We start from the raw sequence: 17,863 nt of genomic DNA, 5'->3' as shown, positions 1-17,863 counted from the left end.
GAAGGCGTGACATCTGTCCTTCGCTCAGCCAGTAAAGATTGCTCATCGTTCAGTCTCCTCAAGCGAAACTGAATCAGCTCTTCATTCTCAAATCAATGGGTCCTGAGCCTAGGCACAGCACTAGGTGCAGATCTTGGCAGTGCGTTTGATGGCGCCGGCGAACATCATACAATTATTGCGCGGTTGAGTTCCGAAACAGTTGGACAGGCCTGTGTGGAGCAAATTGCTGGCGGTAAGGTGCTACATATAGGTGGTGTTTATCTCAGTCATACAGCGGAAGAACATATCACCACTGCGGGCAAAATCCTGACGATGCTAAGCGGTGAAGCCACCAATATTGAATCCAAGAAAGTTGAAATCTTTGCTGATGCGGCGATCCGTCTTTCAACACCAGGCGGTTATATTGAACTGAGTAAGAGCGGAATAATCCTGCATGGTCTAAAAATTGATATTCAGGGCAATAAGGTCGATTTTCAGCAGGGTGGAGGCGGTGAAGGTACCAGGAAGCCTTTGCCAGAGAGTTAGTTAGTAATATTACTAAACGCTATCAGAAGGGGAGAAATTGTGGCCGGAATGCCCATTGCTCTATTGGGGCATAATCATATCTGCCCCCGTGTCGAAATCGTTGGTGGTGTATCAGTCCCCCATATAGGCGGACCAATCATCAGTACACAGCAGGTTTTCGTTACTGTTTACGGTGTGCCGGTTACCACCATTTCAGATAAAACTATTTGTACAGGAATGGGACAGCCAGATGAAATTAGGACCGGATCATCAATTGCTAGTATTCAAGGAAAAAAAATAGCCCGTATTGGCGATCAGTGCAAGCATGGCGGTATTATCGTGCAAGGTATTCCGTGGATTATAGTTTCATAAATTCAATATTTATTGCCAAACCGGATCTTCAACTCAGCTTTGTTGCAAAATTTCACGTCTGCTTGGTTATTATCGTTCTGTTGGCTCAATTGAGCATAGGTGAATGGGCATGACAATCAATTTTAAAGCGGCTCAACGTCCTAGAAGTATTATCTTCTATGCTGTTTTCTTTTACGTTCGCTATCCCCGTTCCTATCGTGATCTGCAGGAAATTACGGCTGAACATGGGGTAGACGTTGGCCATGCAACATTGAACCGGTCGGTTGCTCGTTATGCGGCACAGATCGCCGCGCACGAAAAGAAGCGTCAGCGCCCAATGCTTGGCTCATGGCGGTTTGACGAGACCTATATCCAGATCAAAGGCAAATGGTCTTATCTATACCGGGCTGTTGATCGTGATGGTCAAACGTTAGATGTCATGCTCACTGAATGCCGCGATCTTGGCGCTGCTCGGCGTTTTTTTAAGAAAGCGATAACAAGCAATGGCATTCCGCACAAGATTGTCATTGATAAAAGCGGAGGCAATCTGGCCGGAGCGCAAGCTTTAAATGCGATCTTGATAATCGCGGGTCACATCACGATGATTGAGATCCTGCAGGTCAAATATCACAACAATCGTCCTGAACAGGGCCATCATCTTATCAAGTGGATTACAAAAAACACTTTAGCTTTCAAAGCACTTCACAGTACATCTGCAACAATTGCGGGCATCGAAGTGGCTCATATGATCCGCAAGAAGCACTTCGCAAATAACAATCGCTCGCCATTAGAACTCTTTACGGCGCTCGCTGCATAATACCGTTCCAGCATAAGGGCGCGTTTAATAGATTCTAAAAAATTTATTATAATATATTCGTAGATGGAAATCAATTAAATATATAGGTTTTAATATGTTAAATTTAAAATCAACGTATAGCGCTATGCAATCCTTGGCTACATGTAATAATTATGAAAAATGCTTCATAGCAGATACTATAAGTTTGGTAAATTTATTAGATAGGCAATCGCTACGTGTTATACAAAATTTGAGAGTTAATGAAAGGGACGTGCTTTCCAAGATAGAAGATATATTCAAAAAAACAAAAAATAAAGATTTCGGATTTAAAGATTTAGATTATTACAATAAAAAGCATGTAGCTCGACTTAATAAAATTAACGAAGACTACACATATTATAATACTTCTTATGGTGATATATTATTTAAAAATCTTGATACTAGACAGCGGTATGCGAGCAATACATTTTCATTTAGCAATGCATTTAGTTTAAGTTTCGGATTCATAGCTACGTTAGTTGGTATTTTATTTCCTGATATCGATGGAATTAGCGAGAGGACAAAAAATGGAGTTAAGATTTGCATTTGTTTATTAGCATTTTGCTTTTCTGCACTCGGTTATTTCTATGGTTGGTATGCGAATTCTAGTAGATTATCATACAACGATCTCGCAAGACATATAAAAATATTAATCGATATTGTTGATAAAAGAGTTAAACTAATTGATGATATATGTTGTATTCAAGCTGCTCTGAATGATAACGAAACAATGATTAATTATGTGGAATCAAAAGCGGTAAAACATTCAGATTATCAGAAAGTGGCTGTTTTTTTCAAAGAAATCAAACACCTCATAAATTACGAAAGAATAAAACTCCCAGAACAGTTGAATTCTAAATTTTGCGACAGGTGCCGCACTCTTTATTCAGACCTTCAAATACCTTGGTATACAGCGAAGGAAATTGATTCAGTGTATGAATTATACACGAATAAACAATTGCGCAGATACGAGACCTTGCGTACCCCTCGGGAGGATTTGTCGCAAGATCTTCGCGTCTGGAGAGGTATTTCACGTCGGCGGTATAATTGAGTGAGATGAATGGCAATGGCGACTGGGTTGAAAGCTATTGCCATCTCTTGCTACCTCAAGCCATGGTCCGTAATGACAGGCATGTAAGATAAAAATGTAAAAGTTTGCGACAGAGCCAGCAACTTCGTATCCATCGTCGAAATCACAGCTGTTTCAGCTTAATCAAACCCGCCCGCACGGCCTAAATGTGAATTAACCCCGTATATCGAAAATAACTATTTTCTATTGTTCTATAGTTTTTGGGTTTCTGAAATGGTTTGTGCCGCATTTTGAATCAGAGGCCCAAAATTATCGCTGAAACTTTCTGCAGTCCATTCCTGCAAACTGCCGGCAACGTGAATCGCGCCAATCGGCATGGATGAAGAGTCCAGTATCGGTGCACCTATGGCGACTTCGTGACTCAATAATTGCCCGCACAAGACCGAATGACCGCGCTCGCGTGTGGCACGAACCTCGTGCATGACACCGTCCAGATTACAAATAGTATGGGGCGTGAAAGGCGTCAGATCAGAGCGCGCGACAATGTCTGCAATCGCCGCATCCGGCAGACGGGCCAGGATGGCGATACCGCCTGCCGTACAATAGGTCGGGACCGCATGTCCGACGATCGTGGCACTGAAAATCTCATGCTTCGACGGCATCCGAAGCGCATAGACAACGCGCACATCATCGAAAAGAGAAAGATCGACACGCTCGCTGACACGGCGTCGCAATTCCAGCATGACGGGATTCGCGCGCTGAAGCATTGGGTTCAGTCGCAGCAGATCATGCGTCATATCCAGAACGCGTAATCCCGGCAGATAGCCACGATCTTCAGGGGCGCGTGCCAGCATATCAAGTTTTAAAAGCGAATGAATGATGCGTTGCGCAGCACTTCTGTCTATTCCTGCAGCAGTTGCAACTTGGCTAAGCGACAAGGGATGGCGCGCCGTTTGAAACGCCGACATGACTGCAACGGTTCTTGCTACAGATCGCAAGAATAGGGGATCATCCTTGAAAGCCTCCGCTTCGTCGGGATCAAAGGTAGATATACCGCGCAGGTCTCGAAATGTGTTCATAAGAAAAAGCTATAATCCTGATTCAGTGATTGACAAGCGTCAAAGTTGGTCCCTATCATAAAAATCAATATAGATGTATCGCTGATAGATACACGTCATAGCCCGAGGGGGCAATCAATAAAATGGGAGTACGCTCGTGTCAAAACGCGTGGCTGTAGCTGGCTTTCTGCATGAAACGAACACTTTTGCTGCCACTCCAGCAACATTGGCAGCGTTCGTTCAAGGTGGCGGATATATCCCGCTTTCGCGCGGTGATGCGATTTTCAACAATGCGCAGAACGTCAATCTTGGTATCGCCGGGGCGCTGAAATTTGCGCAGGAAGCGGGCTGGGAAATTGTCCCGATCCTGTGGGCCGGTGCTATCCCTTCAGCGCCTGTCACCAAAGACGCTTATGAAACAATCGTCTCCGAGATTGTCGAAGGCTTAAAGGATTGCGGTCCGCTTGATGGTATCTTTATCGACCTGCATGGTGCCATGGTTGCCGAGCACATCAATGATGGGGAAGGTGAACTTCTGGAGCGGGTGCGTGCGGTGGGGCGCAAAGAGCCGCTATCAGTCGCGCTCGATTTGCATGGCAATATCACAAAGCGCATGTTCGACCATGCAGATGTCATGGTTGGATTTCGCACCTATCCGCATATCGATATGGCTGAAACCGGTTATCGCGCGGCAGAAGCGTTGCAGGCACTAATGGACAAGCCTGATGGCTGGCATAAGGCAATGCGACAGGGTGAATATCTCATCCCGATTGCGTGGCAGTGCACAGATGAACAGCCCGCCAAGGACCTTTACGGCATGACCATTGAGCTACCGGACAACGTGCTGACGGCGTCGCTTTTCATGGGATTTCCGGCGGCTGATTTTGCAGAATGCGGTCCATCCGTTTTTGCTTATGGCTGGGACCATAAGGCGATGGAAGCCTGTGCAGATAATATACTTGCGGCACTTTCCGCGGCCGAGCCAGCCTTTGCAGGTACAGCCTATCAGCCTGAAGAAGGCGTTGCGAAAGCGATCGAGCTTTCCCACGATGCAAGTCGTCCGATCATTATTGCTGATACGCAGGATAATCCCGGCGCTGGCGGCAGTTCCGACACCACCGGAATGCTGCGTGCGCTTGTCGCCAGCGGTGCGCAGCGCGCTGCGATTGGCTGTATTCATGATCCTGAAGCAGCAAAAATTGCCCATCAGGCAGGCGAGGGGGCGGAAGTTGAAATTGCCCTTGGTGGCAAATCCGGCATTGCAGGCGATGAGCCATATAAAGCGACATTCACTGTTGAAAAACTGTCGGATGGTAAGGCGCATGCGACAGGCCCTTACTATGGTGGCACGTGGCTTGATATGGGACCATCCGCCTGTTTGCGGCTCGGCGGAACCCGTGTCGTGGTAACAACCAATCTCGCTCAGATGGCAGATCGCGCGCTTTATCGCATGGTCGGCATTGAGCCGGAGCAGGAAGCTATTCTTGTCAATAAAAGTTCGGTGCATTTCAGAGCCGACTTTGCGCCCATCGCTGAAAAGCTTCTTGTCTGCACCGCTCCCGGCGCAATGCCGCTCAGCCCAGCACAATTGACATGGAAGAACTTGCGTTCAGGCATTCGGCTTGAGCCGCTGGGAGACACATTCAAATAAAACAATAAAAACAACCTTCAGAGGAACCAAGTATATGACGTTTTTCAAACCACCACAGACTGGGCCTATCCTCCGCAAACTCAAATATGGCATTGCCGCTTCGCTGATCGCGCTCAGTGCTGGCCATGCCGCAGCAGAAACAACACTGACTGCCGTTATGCACTCGGATCTGCGCATGCTCGATCCGGTCATCACGACAGCGCATATCACCCGCGATCATGCCTATATGATCTATGATGTGCTGATTGCCGTTGATGAAAATTTCAAGCCGCAGCCGCAGATGGCGGAATGGACTGTTTCCGATGATGGCAAAACCTATACATTCACGTTGCGCGATGGTCTGAAATTCCATGATGGCGCGCCGGTAACGGCTACTGATGTTGTCGCTTCGCTTGAACGCTGGGCCAAGCGCGACACTGGTGGGCAGCTGATCATGGATATTACGGATTCGCTGAAAGCAAACGACGACAAAACGATTGTCTGGACACTCAAGGAGCCTTTTGCGCCGTTCCTCGATACGATTGCCAAACAGTCGGCTCTTCCGCCATTCATCATGCCCGCACGCATAGCTGCCACGCCTGCCGACACGGCTATTACCGAACATATAGGGTCAGGTCCCTTCAAGTTTGTACCCGCCGAATTTCAGCCCGGTGTCGGCGTGACCTACATCAAGAATGAAGATTATGTGCCACGCAGTGAACCTGCGAGCTGGATGGCAGGCGGCAAGGTCGTTAATGTGGACAAGGTTCGCTGGGTCACAATGACGGATGCGCAGACCGCTGCCAATGCCCTGACAAGCGGAGAAATCGACTACATTGAACAGGTTCCAGTCGATCTGGTACCGCTGTTCGAGGGTGACGACACGGTTGTTTTGGAGCAGCGCGATCCGCTAGGCTACCAAACCATGGGTCGGTTTAACTTTAAACATCCGCCATTCAACAATCCGGATATTCGCCGTGCGGCGTTCCTGGCCATGTCGCAGGAGCCGGTATTGGCAGCTTTGATGGCTGATCCGAATTACTATAAAGTATGTGGCGCAATTTTTGGTTGTGGCACTCCAAATGCCACCGATGTCGGCTCCGAAACTATTGTTGCACAGGGCAATATCGAAGAAGCAAAGGCTTTGCTGAAAAAGGCCGGTTATGACGGAACGCCTGTTGTATTGATGCAGCCAACCGATGTTTCCAGCCTTTCGCCACAGCCCGTTGTTGCAGCCCAGCAGCTGCGTGCGGCTGGGTTCACCGTCGATATGCAGCCGATGGACTGGCAGACACTGGTTGGTCGGCGCGCATCGAAAGATGAGCCTGCGAAGGGGGGCTGGAATATGTTCTTCACCAACTGGCAGATTCCGGAAATATCAACGCCATTGAATTCCGTCATGCTGAACGGCCGTGGTGAAAAGGGATGGTTTGGCTGGCCGGAAGATGAGAAGATTGAAGCGCTGAAAAAGGAATATATCGCAGCCAAAACACCTGAAGAGCAGAAAGCTGCCGTTGAGAAGATTCAGGCCCAGACGCTTGAAAATGTACTCTACATTCCCCTTGGTGAATATAACCCGCCACAGGCCCGCAGAAGCAATGTGGTTGATATGCTTGGCTCACCCGTTCCAGTCTTCTGGAACGTGAAAAAGACCGAGGAATAATCCGCCCGCAGCTATCGCTTTAACGCGATGGCTCCCAGTTCAACGTGGGACCGGCGCTCTGTCGGTTCCACCTCAAGCGGGACGCGCATATGGCTGTCTATCTGTTAAAACGTATCTTCGCACTCGTACCGGTATTGTTGCTGGTATCAGTGTTTGTATTCCTCCTCCTGAGACTGACACCGGGTGATCCAGCTGCAATTCTGGCCGGCGATGCCGCCACCACTGAACAGCTTGAACGCATCCGCGAAGCGATGGGCCTTAATGAACCGATCCTCACGCAGTATTTCACCTGGATGGGAAACATTCTGCAGGGCGATTTCGGCGTGTCACTGATTTCCGGTGTTCCGGTTATCGATATGGTCTCCCAACGTATCGGACCAACCATCTCCATCGCAATTCTGACCATCATCATCGCGGTGCTTGTTGCGATACCGATGGGTGTGATCGCTGCATGGCGGCATCGTTCATGGGCGGACTATCTTGTCATGAGTTTCTCGGTGCTCGGCTTTTCCGTTCCGGTGTTTCTGGTTGGCTATGTGCTTTTGCTGATTTTCTCGGTCAATCTGGGTTGGCTTCCGGTGCAGGGCTTCAAGCCGATTTCATCAGGCCTTGGTGGATTTCTTGAGCGCGCAATCTTGCCTGCTCTGACGCTCGCTTCGATCTACATCGCGCTGATTGCCCGCATGACCCGTGCGGCAATGCTGGATGTGCTTGGCGAAGATTATATTCGTACCGCACGCGCCAAAGGCGTGAGTGATCGTCGCCTTCTCTTCGTTCATGCGCTGAAAAATGCGGCTGTGCCGGTCGTGACAATCGTTGGTACCGGCTTTGCACTGCTGATTTCGGGCGTAGTTGTGACAGAAAGCATTTTCAACATTCCGGGCATCGGGCGTCTGACGGTCGATGCCGTACTCGCGCGTGATTACCCTGTCATTCAGGCAATGATCCTGCTCACAAGTGCGCTCTATGTCTTCGTCAATCTTCTGATCGACCTTTCCTATACACTGTTCGACCCAAGGATCCGCTATTGATGCGCTCAGAACCGACATCGGCAGGTATGCACTGGATGCTACGCCTGTTCTCGCTGCCGCGCGTTACACGCGTTGGTATCGGGCCACTGATTGCCGCCATTCTTCTCGCTGCAATCATTCTTCTTACCCTTATTTCCCCATGGATCGCACCACACGATCCACTCACCATGAACCCGATGATGCGGCTTAAGCCACCATCGGATGACTATTTGCTTGGCACCGATAATTATGGTCGTGACCTCTTTTCGCGCATGATCCTCGGTGGGCGTATTTCGTTGTTGATCGGACTTCTGGCAGCTGCAGCTTCTATTGGTGTGGGTGTCATGATCGGTCTGATTGCAGGCTTTTTCCGCACTGCGGATGCTATCATCATGCGCATGATGGATGCGCTGATGGCAATGCCATCAATCCTGATTGCAATCGCACTTGTAGCACTCAATGGCCCCTCTATCGGTTCGGTCATTCTGGCAATTACCATTCCGGAAATTCCCCGCGTTGTGCGTCTGGTCCGCTCGGTCATTCTGACCGCGCGTGAAGAACCTTATGTTGAAGCAGCGCTGGCACTTGGCTCAAGCACGCCCAAGATTTTATTCCGGCATCTGCTGCCCAACACGATGGCACCGCTGATTGTGCAGGGCACTTATATTATTGCCTCCGCAATCCTCACCGAAGCAATCCTCTCGTTTCTCGGTGCCGGTATCAGCACGGAAATCCCGACCTGGGGCAATATCATGGCAGAAGGTCGCCAATTCTTCCGTATCAAGCCATCAATCGTGCTTTGGCCGGGCCTGTTGCTAACACTCTGCGTTTTGTCGATCAATCTATTGGGTGACGCAGCACGCGACACACTCGACCCACGACTGAAAAAGCGGGAGGGCTGATATGGAACTGCGCAATCGTGATTTCACAAATAAACCTGTCGTTCTCAACGTCGAAAATCTTGTTGTGGCGCTTCCGGGCGGCACACCCGTTCTGCGGGGCGTAAGCTTTGATATTCGCAAGGGTGAGACCGTCTGTCTTGTGGGCGAATCCGGGTCTGGCAAATCAGTGACGTCGCTCACCGCCATGGGCCTTTTGCCGAAAGATGCGCTTCTGGTCAAAGAAGGAGCAATCAGGCTTGATGGTACTGATCTGCTTAAGCTTTCGGCTGCGGACATGAAAAAGATGCGTGCAACACGTATCTCCATGATTTTTCAGGAACCGATGACTGCACTCAACCCTGTTATGCGGGTGGGTGAACAGATCACGGAAGTTCTGGATGTTCATACCAGTCTTTCGTCAGAGGCCAAGCGTGCCAAAGTCATCAACATCATGGAGCAGGTGCATCTGCCGGATGTGGAGCGGATTTATCAGAGCTATCCGCACCAGCTTTCAGGCGGCCAGCGTCAGCGCATCATGATTGCCATGGCGCTCATTCTGGAGCCCGTGGTTCTGATTGCTGACGAGCCAACGACGGCACTCGATGTGACCACGCAGAAGCAAATCCTGTCGCTGATTGCAGAATTGCAAGAAAAGCATGGCACGGCTGTTCTGTTTATCACCCATGATATGGGTGTGGTCGCCGAAATTGCTGATCGTGTTTGCGTTATGCGCAGTGGCGAAATCGTCGAGCGTGGCACAATCCGTGATGTTCTGACATCACCACAGCAGCAATATACCAAAGACCTGCTTGGCTCAGTGCCAAGCCTTACCCCTAGATTGGCGCGCGAACCACAGGGACGGGAAGCTGTCATCCGTGTTCACGACCTTGGTATGACCTATAAAAGCGGCGGGTTGTTCAGCACCAAACCGGGCGTTAAAGCCTCCTATGATGTGAATTTTGAACTCAAACCCGGAAGAACACTCGGCATCGTGGGTGAATCCGGTTCCGGTAAAACCACTGTTGCCCGCTCTATCATGCGTCTGATCGAGCCGACGGAAGGCGAAATCGTCGTGGACGGGCGCGATATTGCCCATCTGGGAAAACGTGAAATGAAGCCGTTCCGCAAGAAGCTTCAGGTCGTGTTTCAGGACCCGTTCCGCTCATTGAACCCGCGTTGGACAATTGAGCAAAGCCTGACGGAAGGGCCGGTCAATTATGGTGTTCCCTATGAAGAGGCGGTCGCTGAAGCAAAGCGTCTTTTGAAGATCGTTTCGCTGCCGGAAGATTCACTCAAGCGCTACCCGCATCAGTTTTCCGGTGGCCAGCGACAGCGTATTGCCATTGCGCGTGCGGTAGCTCTTCGCCCGGATATTCTGGTGGCCGACGAGGCTGTGTCTGCCCTCGACGTTTCGGTACAGGCTCAGGTTCTTGAACTTCTGGCCGAATTGCAGCGCGATACCGGCATTGCGATCATTTTCATCACCCACGATCTGCGCGTGGCAGCGCAGATTTGCGACGAGGTGCTGGTGATGAAGCGTGGACAGGTGGTCGAGCAGGGCAATGCTTCCGATGTGCTTGGCAAACCTTCGCATGAATATACGCGATCATTGATTGAAGCGGCTCCCGGTCGCTTCTGGGATTTTGCGGCGGGACGCCCCGCCGCCTGATTATCTTCAGTGTTTCAGACAGGAATGAAATTATGCCCATCATACCGTTTATTGAGGAGAAAGCCGGCGAGATGCGCGCGGTTTTCGAAGATTTGCATCGTCACCCGGAAATTGGTTTTGAGGAACAGCACGCTTCCGGCGTTGTAGCAGGACTTTTGGAAAAATGGGGCTTTGACGAGGTTCATACCGGCATCGCCAAAACCGGTGTTGTCGGCATCCTGAAAGGCCGCAATGCAGGCAATCGCCGCGTAGGCCTGCGTGCAGATATGGATGCGCTGCCGATTGATGAAATTTCTGGCGTGTCTTACACATCGCAAAATCCAGGCCGAATGCATGCCTGTGGGCATGACGGACACACAACCATGCTGCTTGGTGCAGCCCAATATCTTGCAGAAACGCGCAACTTCGAAGGCACAGCCGTTTTTGTGTTTCAACCTGCTGAAGAAGGGCTTGGTGGCGCGCGCGGCATGATTGCCGAAGGCCTATTTGACCGCTTTCCCTGCGATGAAATCTACGGAATGCACAATCAGCCGATGGGCACACTCGGCAAAGCGGTTATCCGCAAGGGTGCGGCCATGGCAGGTGCAAGCTTCTTCGATATTAAGCTGACCGGCAAGGGAAGCCATGCAGCGCAGCCACACAATGCCCGCGATGTGCTGGTGATTGGTGCGGATCTGGTCGGACAGTTGCAGACCATTGTATCGCGCAACATTCCGGCAACCGATGCCTGCGTGGTTTCCTGCACGCAGTTTCATACTGGCAGTGCTTATAATATTGTGCCTGAAGTGGCGACAATCACCGGCACCATCCGCTATTTCGAGCCGCGGGTCTGCGATCTCGCAGAAAGCCGTATCCGTGAAATCTGTGCCGGTGTGGCAGCGGGTTATGGCATCACGGTCGATGTTGATCTTCGCAACGTCTTTGATGTGCTGCGCAACGACCATGAGCTGTCGGATGCCTATATGGCGGCAGCACGCGATGTGCTGGGTGAAGACAATGTGAGTGACGATTGTCCGGCCTTTATGGGCAGCGAGGATTTTGCCGACATGCTCGCGCGTGTTCCGGGTGCCTACATCAATGTCATGCATGGCGGCAAGGCTGCGCTGCATAATCCTGCTTTTGTGCTTGAGCCTGAAACGCTGCCGATTGGCGCGTCGATCTATGCCCGGATTGTTGAAACCCGCCTGCCAGTAAACAAGGACTTAGCAGCATGAGCACGCATGAATTTCCATTTAACCTCGACGATATGATCGCACGGCTGCGCCCTTGGATTGAAACGGAAAGCCCGACTTTTGATGCGAGCGCCGTCAACCGCATGGTCGAGGTTGCAGCCTATGATTTCGCAGCGGCAGGGGCCACAATTGAATTCATTCCGGGCCGCATGGGTTTCGGCGGATCTCTGCGCGCCCGTTTCCCGCATAAGGATCAGGGCAAGCCGGGCATTCTGGTTTCAGGCCATCTTGATACGGTGCATCCGCTCGGTGTGATCAACGTCAATCCCTATCGCCGCGAGGATGGTAAACTTTACGGCCCCGGCATTCAGGATATGAAGGGCGGCAACTTCGTAGCCCTTGAAGCCATGCGTGAGATCGCACGGAGTGGGCTTGCAACAAAGCTGCCCGTTACGTTCCTGCTGACACCGGATGAAGAAGTCGGCACGCCTTCGACGCGCGATTTGATTGAGCAGGAAGCGCTCAAAAACAAATATGTGCTGGTGCCGGAACCAGCACTGCGTGATGGTGGCGCGGTCGTTGGCCGTTATGCAATCGCGCGTTTCAATCTTGAGACTGTCGGCAAGCCAAGCCATGCAGGCTGGGCTCTCAAAGAAGGCCGGTCGGCAATCCGTCGTATGGCAGAAAAAATTATTGAGATCGAAGCGCTGACGACGGATGATTGCACCTTCTCGGTTGGTGTTATTCAGGCGGGCCAGTGGGTCAATTGCGTCTCATCAAGCTGCAATGCGGAAGCACTGAGCATGGCCAAAACGCAAAAAGATCTGGAAGACGGCGTTGCGCGCATCATGGCGCTTGGCGGAGAAAAAGACGGGGTTGAATTGATCGTCACCCGTGGCGTCACGCGTCCGGTTTGGGAGCCGGGGCAGGCGCAGGATATGAAGCTTTTCAATTTTGCCAATGATATTGCAAAAGAAATCGGTTTCACCATGACCGCTCAGAGTTCTGGTGGCGGCTCGGATGGTAATTTTACTGGCGCGCTCGGTGTTCCAACGATCGACTCCATCGGTGTGCGCGGCGAGGGTCTGCATACGCTGGGCGAGCATATTTTCGAAGACAGTCTGATTGAACGTGCCCGCCTTCATGCGGGTCTGTTTCTTGGGCTTTCATAAATAGAACAGGTGCGGCCATGGCCGAAGATACAGGATTAACAGCAGCCCACGTTGCGGGCCTGCTCAATGATGTCACGATCAATGTCGACCAATGGGGTGTCGCTCATATCAGGGCGGAAAACCTGCATGATCTGTTTTTCGCGCAGGGCTTCAATGCCGCGCGTGATCGGCTGTGGCAGATCGATATTGCGCGCAAGCGCGGGCTTGGTCTGCTGGCGCGTGATTTTGGTCCCGGTTATCTTGAACAGGACAGGGCCGCACGTCTGCTGCTTTATCGCGGCGATATGGCACCGGAATGGAAGGCTTACGGGCCGGATTCGGAGCAAATATGTTCGGCCTTTGCCGAAGGAGTCAACGCTTATATCGATGCCTGCGAAGCGGACGAACAAATGCTTCCGCCAGAATTTACTCTGCTCGGGCATAAGCCTGATCATTGGCGTGCTGAAGATGTGGTTCGCGTGCGCACCCATTCACTGACACGCAATGCATCATCGGAGCTTTTGCGCTCGAAAGTCATGGCCAAGGCGGGCATTGAACTGGGCGCAAAGCTTGATCAGTTACGCAAGGAGTTGTCGCATGGCGTGGTGCCAAAGCCGGTTGAAGGCTTTGACCCCAACATCATGACAGACAGAGTTTTGCGTGATTTCCAGCTTGCTGTCAGCCCTGCCACCTTCTCCAAAGAACGATTGGCTGCAACCCTTGATGAAGCCAGCCTCTGGACGATTGTTTCGGCGTCCGGCGACATCGCGCGCGCCTCTTTTGAAGAGGGTTCCAATAATTGGGCAATCGCAGCTGAAAAGACCACGACCGGGCGACCGATACTGGCACTCGATCCCCACCGAACCCATGGTTTGCCATCGATCCGCTACGTCGTTCATCTCACTATGCCGGGCCTTGATGTGATCGGCGCAGGCGAGCCAATGGTTCCCGGAATTTCCATGGGTCATAACGGCACCGCTGCCTTTGGCCTCACCATCTTTGGAGCCGATCAGGAAGATATCTACGTTTATCAGACAGATGAAAACGACCCTGACCAATATGTCTATCAGGGTGGTTGGGAAAAGGTCACGACTATCACCGAAAACATCCCCGTCAAAGGCTATCCTGACCAGATCGTGGAACTCAAATTCACGCGGCATGGTCCTGTGCTTTATGAGGATAAAGCCAACAACCGTGCCTTTGGCCTGCGCACCGTCTGGATGGATGCGGGCATGGCGCCTTACATGGCCAGCCTGTCGGTCATGCGTGCTAAAACCTATGCCGAATATGCCAGCGCGCTCGATGGCTGGGGATGCCCATCGGTCAATCACATCTATGCAGATACAACCAACGCAATCGCATGGAAGCCTTCAGGCGCCACACCTGTTCGTGAGAACTGGGACGGGCTTTTACCTGTTCCCGGGGATGGACGCTATGAGTGGAAGGGCTATCTGGCGCCGCAGTCTGGCCCGGTTGAAGTTAACCCGCAACGCGGCTTTATCGCGACCGCCAATGCCATGAATGTGCCTGATGTGTGGACCGCCAACAATCCGGCCATTGGTTTTGAATGGCTGGATAGCAGCCGCCATGACACCTTGCATTGGGAGCTATCCCGCGATGCACCAATATCGCTGGAAGACTGCGCGCGCCTGCAAGCGTCAACCTTTTCGCCCATTGCCGCGCGGGTCTTGAAACGTCTCAAGGCGCTCTTCCAGAACAACGATGATCAAACGTGGCTGCTTCTTCGTGATTGGGATGCGAACCTGTCGGTAATATCTGCACCCGCGGCACTTTTTGAGGTGTGGTTTAGTAAATACCTTGGTCCACTTATCGCAAAAGCTGAGGGGGCTGCTCCGGAAGTTATACCGTTGCTCATGCCTTTTGACGCGCCGAGCATCGTCGCTTGGCTGGAAAATGCTAATCCAACGAATGAACACATGATCATCATACAACAAAGTCTCGCAGATGCTTGGGCTGAATGCGTTTCTTTGATGGGAGCAGATGCTACGCAATGGGCATGGGGCGACATTCACAAGCTTGAACTGCGCCATCCTTTACAAACATTGACCGACAAAGACTGGTCACTGAAGCCGATTCCGCTGGGAGGGAGCAGTTCAACGCTCAATTATGCTACTTACCGCTTACACGACTTCTCGGTTGTCGCTGGCCCATCCGTCCGGATGATCATTGATGTGGGTGAATGGGATAACAGTTTGTTTGTGAACAATCCCGGACAGTCGGGAACGCCTGGATCGCGACAGTATCAAGACCTAGTGGAAAACTGGCGTTTAGGACTGATGGTGCCGTTGTTGTATTCGAAAGAAGCAGTCGATAAGGTAACCACCGAACAGATAATTTTATTGTCTTATCAAGAATAACCTTTTGTTAAGTCTGGTCATGAGGCCGAGAGGTATTGCCAAGTGGTTTGACCTTGGGGTTTCCGGTATCGAAGGGACATGCAAGTACCGAGTTCTTTTCCCCCGGTTGAAGGGTTTTTAATTTCTGCGTGAAATTCTTGCTGATGCAGTGTGGGCCTATCACCGGTTTGCGTTGAACACAGCCGATATGGAAGACCTACTTGCCGATCGCGGTGTGATTGCCGGCCGGGAAACAGTCCGTCTTAGGATCAATCTCTTTGGCCGCCATCGTGCAAATTGTCTTCGCAAAGACCGGCCAAGGCCGCATGGCAAGTGGCATCTGAATGAGGTCGTCATGACGATACGCCGCCAGAAGTTCTGGTTCAAACATGCAGCAATATGAAAGCCGCTAAGTGCTTCTTCTCAAGGCTGGTCAGGCAATTTGGTCAGCCCGCGTTCTTGTGACAGATAAGCTTGGCAGCGCTATGTTAAGCCGATGCAGGTTATCGCTCCCGACGCTCATTATCGCGCTCATAAGGGCTTGAACAACAGAATTGAATACTCATACCGTCCTCGCCGACACGATCTCACTGCCACCTCATATCGCCATGCAAGGGGCAGATGCTTTCTGCTTATGGACACATTGCATAGCAGAAATGACGGCTTGAAAACCCACTGCGAAAATCACTCAAAGCGTTACGTAGATAACTTGGCAATGCCATCAGCACATCACTCTGCCTATGCGCCTGCTATTAAAGCGCCTGCAACGCAATCTTTATAAATGTTAGTGCTGGTTGACTTATATAAAGAATCACGCAAAAAGTATCTAAATAGAGTGTGAGGGCGTAGCGGGAGTTCGGGATGTTAAGACTTCGGGAGGAGGCTCTTCGCAGGCTAGCGGTGAAACCGGAGTTTGATGTTCTCATTATTGGTGGAGGCGTAAACGGTGTGGCTGTTCAGCGCGAACTCGCACTCAATGGCGTTTCTGCTTTGCTTGTCGATCAGGGTGATTTTTGTAAAGGCGCAACAGGCGCCTCGTCGCGCATGGCGCATGGCGGTTTGCGTTATCTTGAAAATAGAGAGTTTAAGCTCGTTGCAGAGTCTGCGCGCGAACGTAATTTGCTTTTGAAGTATGCACCACACTTCACAAAGCCACTGGAAATAGTCGTTCCTCTTTCCGGATATATTCGTGGTTTGGCGGGTTCGATCCTGCGTTTTCTTGGCTTCAAAGCGGCAAATGGTCCTCTTAGTGCAGCAAGCTTGAAAGGCGCGCTTTTTCTTTACGAGTTCCTTGGTCGTATTGAAAAAGTGCTGCCGGATCATCGTGTGAGTTTGTCGCGTCGTGGTTTTCCGAAATCAATAGCCGCTCGTTACAAAGTGATCATCAGTTATTTCGATGCCCGAATCCGTAATCCGGAGGCACTTGTTCTGGAGATGATCGCCGATGCTATGCAGGCGCATGCGAACACGGTTTGCCTTAACCATGTCGATTGGCACTATGACATTGATGGTAGCGTGGTTTTAAGCGATCCGATTACCGGACAAACTGCATCAATCAAACCACGCATAATTGTCAATGCGACTGGTGCCTGGGTCGATGTGGTCAATGATCTGCTGCATTTGAAAACGCAATATATTAGACCCGTTAAGGGAGCCCATGTTCTGCTCCGTCATGATGAACTTCATCAGCGTATGGCGGGACGTGCATTCTATTTTGATGATGGAACAGGGCGGATGGTTATTTGCTACCCGCTCGATAAGACCATTCTTCTGGGTACAACTGAAATTCAGATCAAGAGTCCAGATGATAGTTCTGTTGCACCATCAGAAGTCAGCTACCTTCTTCAGGCTTTGTCTGATCTTTTTGACGATATTGACATCACAAACGACCATGTTGTCGCTTTGACGAGCGGAATTCGGCCGTTGCAAGCTGGAGGTTCTGGCAGTGCCAATCAGGCAAATCGCGATCACCGTATTGCCTGTGATGAGTTGAACGCCGGCACGCTGCTTTTATCGCTGATCGGTGGGAAATGGACAACATTCCGTGCGTTTGGGGAGCAGGCTGCAAATCTCATTCTGGAACGTCTTCGTGTCAGCCGAACCGTTGCAACACGGGATCGGGTATATCTCGGTGCTGTCGGATTAACCGGGGATGAAACCGCAACAAACAAGCTTGCGGCATGTATCGCGGATAAGTTTGGGTTGCCCGAAAAACGCGCCGCAGATCTGGTTTCCCGATACGGGGCGATCGCAAGTTCTGTTGCCGATTTTTGCAGCGAGGACGTGGATGAAAAACTGGCCGGTGTTCCCGATTATAGCAAGCGTGAGCTCCGTTGGCTGGTCGAGTTTAGAGCGGCATTGTTTCTCGACGATATTCTGCTTCGACGCACGCAACTCGTTCTTGAGGGGCGTTGCAATCGAAATGTGGTGCGGGAAATCGGGCACGCGCTCGCGCATATAAGAGGTTTGGATCAGCAATGGGCGGAGGAGGAAATAGCCCGCTGCCTGGCAATGCCGACAATTATTCCGCGTTAGTCGCGCGAACCAATAAA

14 protein-coding genes and 1 pseudogene are annotated in these 17,863 nt (G+C 51.1%); 14 read left to right on the top strand and 1 reads right to left on the bottom strand.

The features are described from left to right. The first annotated feature begins 213 nt into the window (after positions 1-213). The 4 genes from ABE530_RS17000 to ABE530_RS16985 all read left to right on the top strand — a co-directional run bounded on the left by ABE530_RS17000 (position 214) and on the right by ABE530_RS16985 (position 2,741). Positions 214-525 carry a hypothetical protein gene (locus ABE530_RS17000; RefSeq protein ID WP_499695313.1) on the top strand — a complete coding sequence of 104 codons (312 nt, stop codon included), beginning with the start codon at positions 214-216 and terminating at the stop codon, positions 523-525. A 48-nt stretch (positions 526-573) separates the two neighbouring features. After that, positions 574-876 carry a PAAR domain-containing protein gene (locus ABE530_RS16995; protein ID WP_499695316.1) on the top strand — a complete coding sequence of 101 codons (303 nt, stop codon included), beginning with the start codon at positions 574-576 and terminating at the stop codon, positions 874-876. Positions 877-985: 109 nt separating this feature from the next. Continuing rightward, on the top strand, positions 986-1,672 hold the full coding sequence (locus tag ABE530_RS16990) for an IS6 family transposase (protein WP_499695315.1): 687 nt from the start codon (positions 986-988) through the stop codon (positions 1,670-1,672). A 250-nt stretch (positions 1,673-1,922) separates the two neighbouring features. Next, positions 1,923-2,741: a hypothetical protein gene (locus ABE530_RS16985; protein WP_499695312.1), complete on the top strand. Its 819-nt coding sequence runs from the start codon at positions 1,923-1,925 to the stop codon at positions 2,739-2,741. Positions 2,742-2,971: 230 nt separating this feature from the next. On the opposite strand, the gene ABE530_RS16980 is transcribed toward ABE530_RS16985, so the two are convergent. Continuing rightward, positions 2,972-3,799, bottom strand: coding sequence for an IclR family transcriptional regulator (locus tag ABE530_RS16980; protein ID WP_499695311.1), 828 nt, complete (start codon positions 3,797-3,799; stop codon positions 2,972-2,974). A 136-nt stretch (positions 3,800-3,935) separates the two neighbouring features. Between ABE530_RS16980 and ABE530_RS16975 the strand changes: the two genes are divergently transcribed. From ABE530_RS16975 to ABE530_RS16930, 10 genes and pseudogenes are all read left to right on the top strand, one after another. Then, positions 3,936-5,429 carry a M81 family metallopeptidase gene (locus tag ABE530_RS16975; protein WP_499695310.1) on the top strand — a complete coding sequence of 498 codons (1,494 nt, stop codon included), beginning with the start codon at positions 3,936-3,938 and terminating at the stop codon, positions 5,427-5,429. Between the two features lie 34 nt (positions 5,430-5,463). Continuing rightward, a complete protein-coding gene (locus tag ABE530_RS16970; protein WP_499695309.1) occupies positions 5,464-7,071 on the top strand; it encodes an ABC transporter substrate-binding protein in 1,608 nt (535 codons plus the stop codon). A gap of 89 nt (positions 7,072-7,160) precedes the next feature. Next, positions 7,161-8,102, top strand: a complete 942-nt coding sequence (locus ABE530_RS16965; protein WP_499695308.1) for an ABC transporter permease — start codon at positions 7,161-7,163, stop codon at positions 8,100-8,102. 35 nt (positions 8,103-8,137) lie between these two features. Next, the gene (locus tag ABE530_RS16960) at positions 8,138-8,983 is read left to right on the top strand and encodes an ABC transporter permease (protein WP_499695314.1); all 846 of its coding nucleotides are present in this window, start codon (positions 8,138-8,140) and stop codon (positions 8,981-8,983) included. A 1-nt stretch (position 8,984) separates the two neighbouring features. Then, a complete protein-coding gene (locus tag ABE530_RS16955) occupies positions 8,985-10,631 on the top strand; it encodes an ABC transporter ATP-binding protein (RefSeq protein WP_499695307.1) in 1,647 nt (548 codons plus the stop codon). Between the two features lie 32 nt (positions 10,632-10,663). Beyond that, positions 10,664-11,845 (top strand): M20 aminoacylase family protein, encoded by a 1,182-nt coding sequence (locus tag ABE530_RS16950; RefSeq protein WP_499695306.1) that lies wholly within the window; start codon positions 10,664-10,666, stop codon positions 11,843-11,845. Beyond that, positions 11,842-12,975 (top strand): M20/M25/M40 family metallo-hydrolase, encoded by a 1,134-nt coding sequence (locus ABE530_RS16945; RefSeq protein ID WP_499695305.1) that lies wholly within the window; start codon positions 11,842-11,844, stop codon positions 12,973-12,975. Before ABE530_RS16950 ends, ABE530_RS16945 begins: the two co-directional genes overlap by 4 nt. 17 nt (positions 12,976-12,992) lie before the next feature. After that, positions 12,993-15,332 carry a penicillin acylase family protein gene (locus tag ABE530_RS16940; protein WP_499695304.1) on the top strand — a complete coding sequence of 780 codons (2,340 nt, stop codon included), beginning with the start codon at positions 12,993-12,995 and terminating at the stop codon, positions 15,330-15,332. Between the two features lie 78 nt (positions 15,333-15,410). Next, positions 15,411-15,979: pseudogene (locus ABE530_RS16935) on the top strand (DDE-type integrase/transposase/recombinase). Positions 15,980-16,172: 193 nt separating this feature from the next. Next, entirely contained in the window at positions 16,173-17,846 is a 1,674-nt protein-coding gene (locus ABE530_RS16930) for a glycerol-3-phosphate dehydrogenase/oxidase (protein WP_499695303.1), read from the top strand. Positions 17,847-17,863 lie beyond the last annotated feature (17 nt).

The organism is Brucella sp. TWI559, from assembly GCF_039674265.1.
Classification (GTDB): Bacteria; Pseudomonadota; Alphaproteobacteria; order Rhizobiales; family Rhizobiaceae; genus Brucella; species Brucella chromiisoli.
Note: the sequence above shows the minus strand (reverse complement) of the source record. Positions and strands in the feature narration are given on the sequence as shown.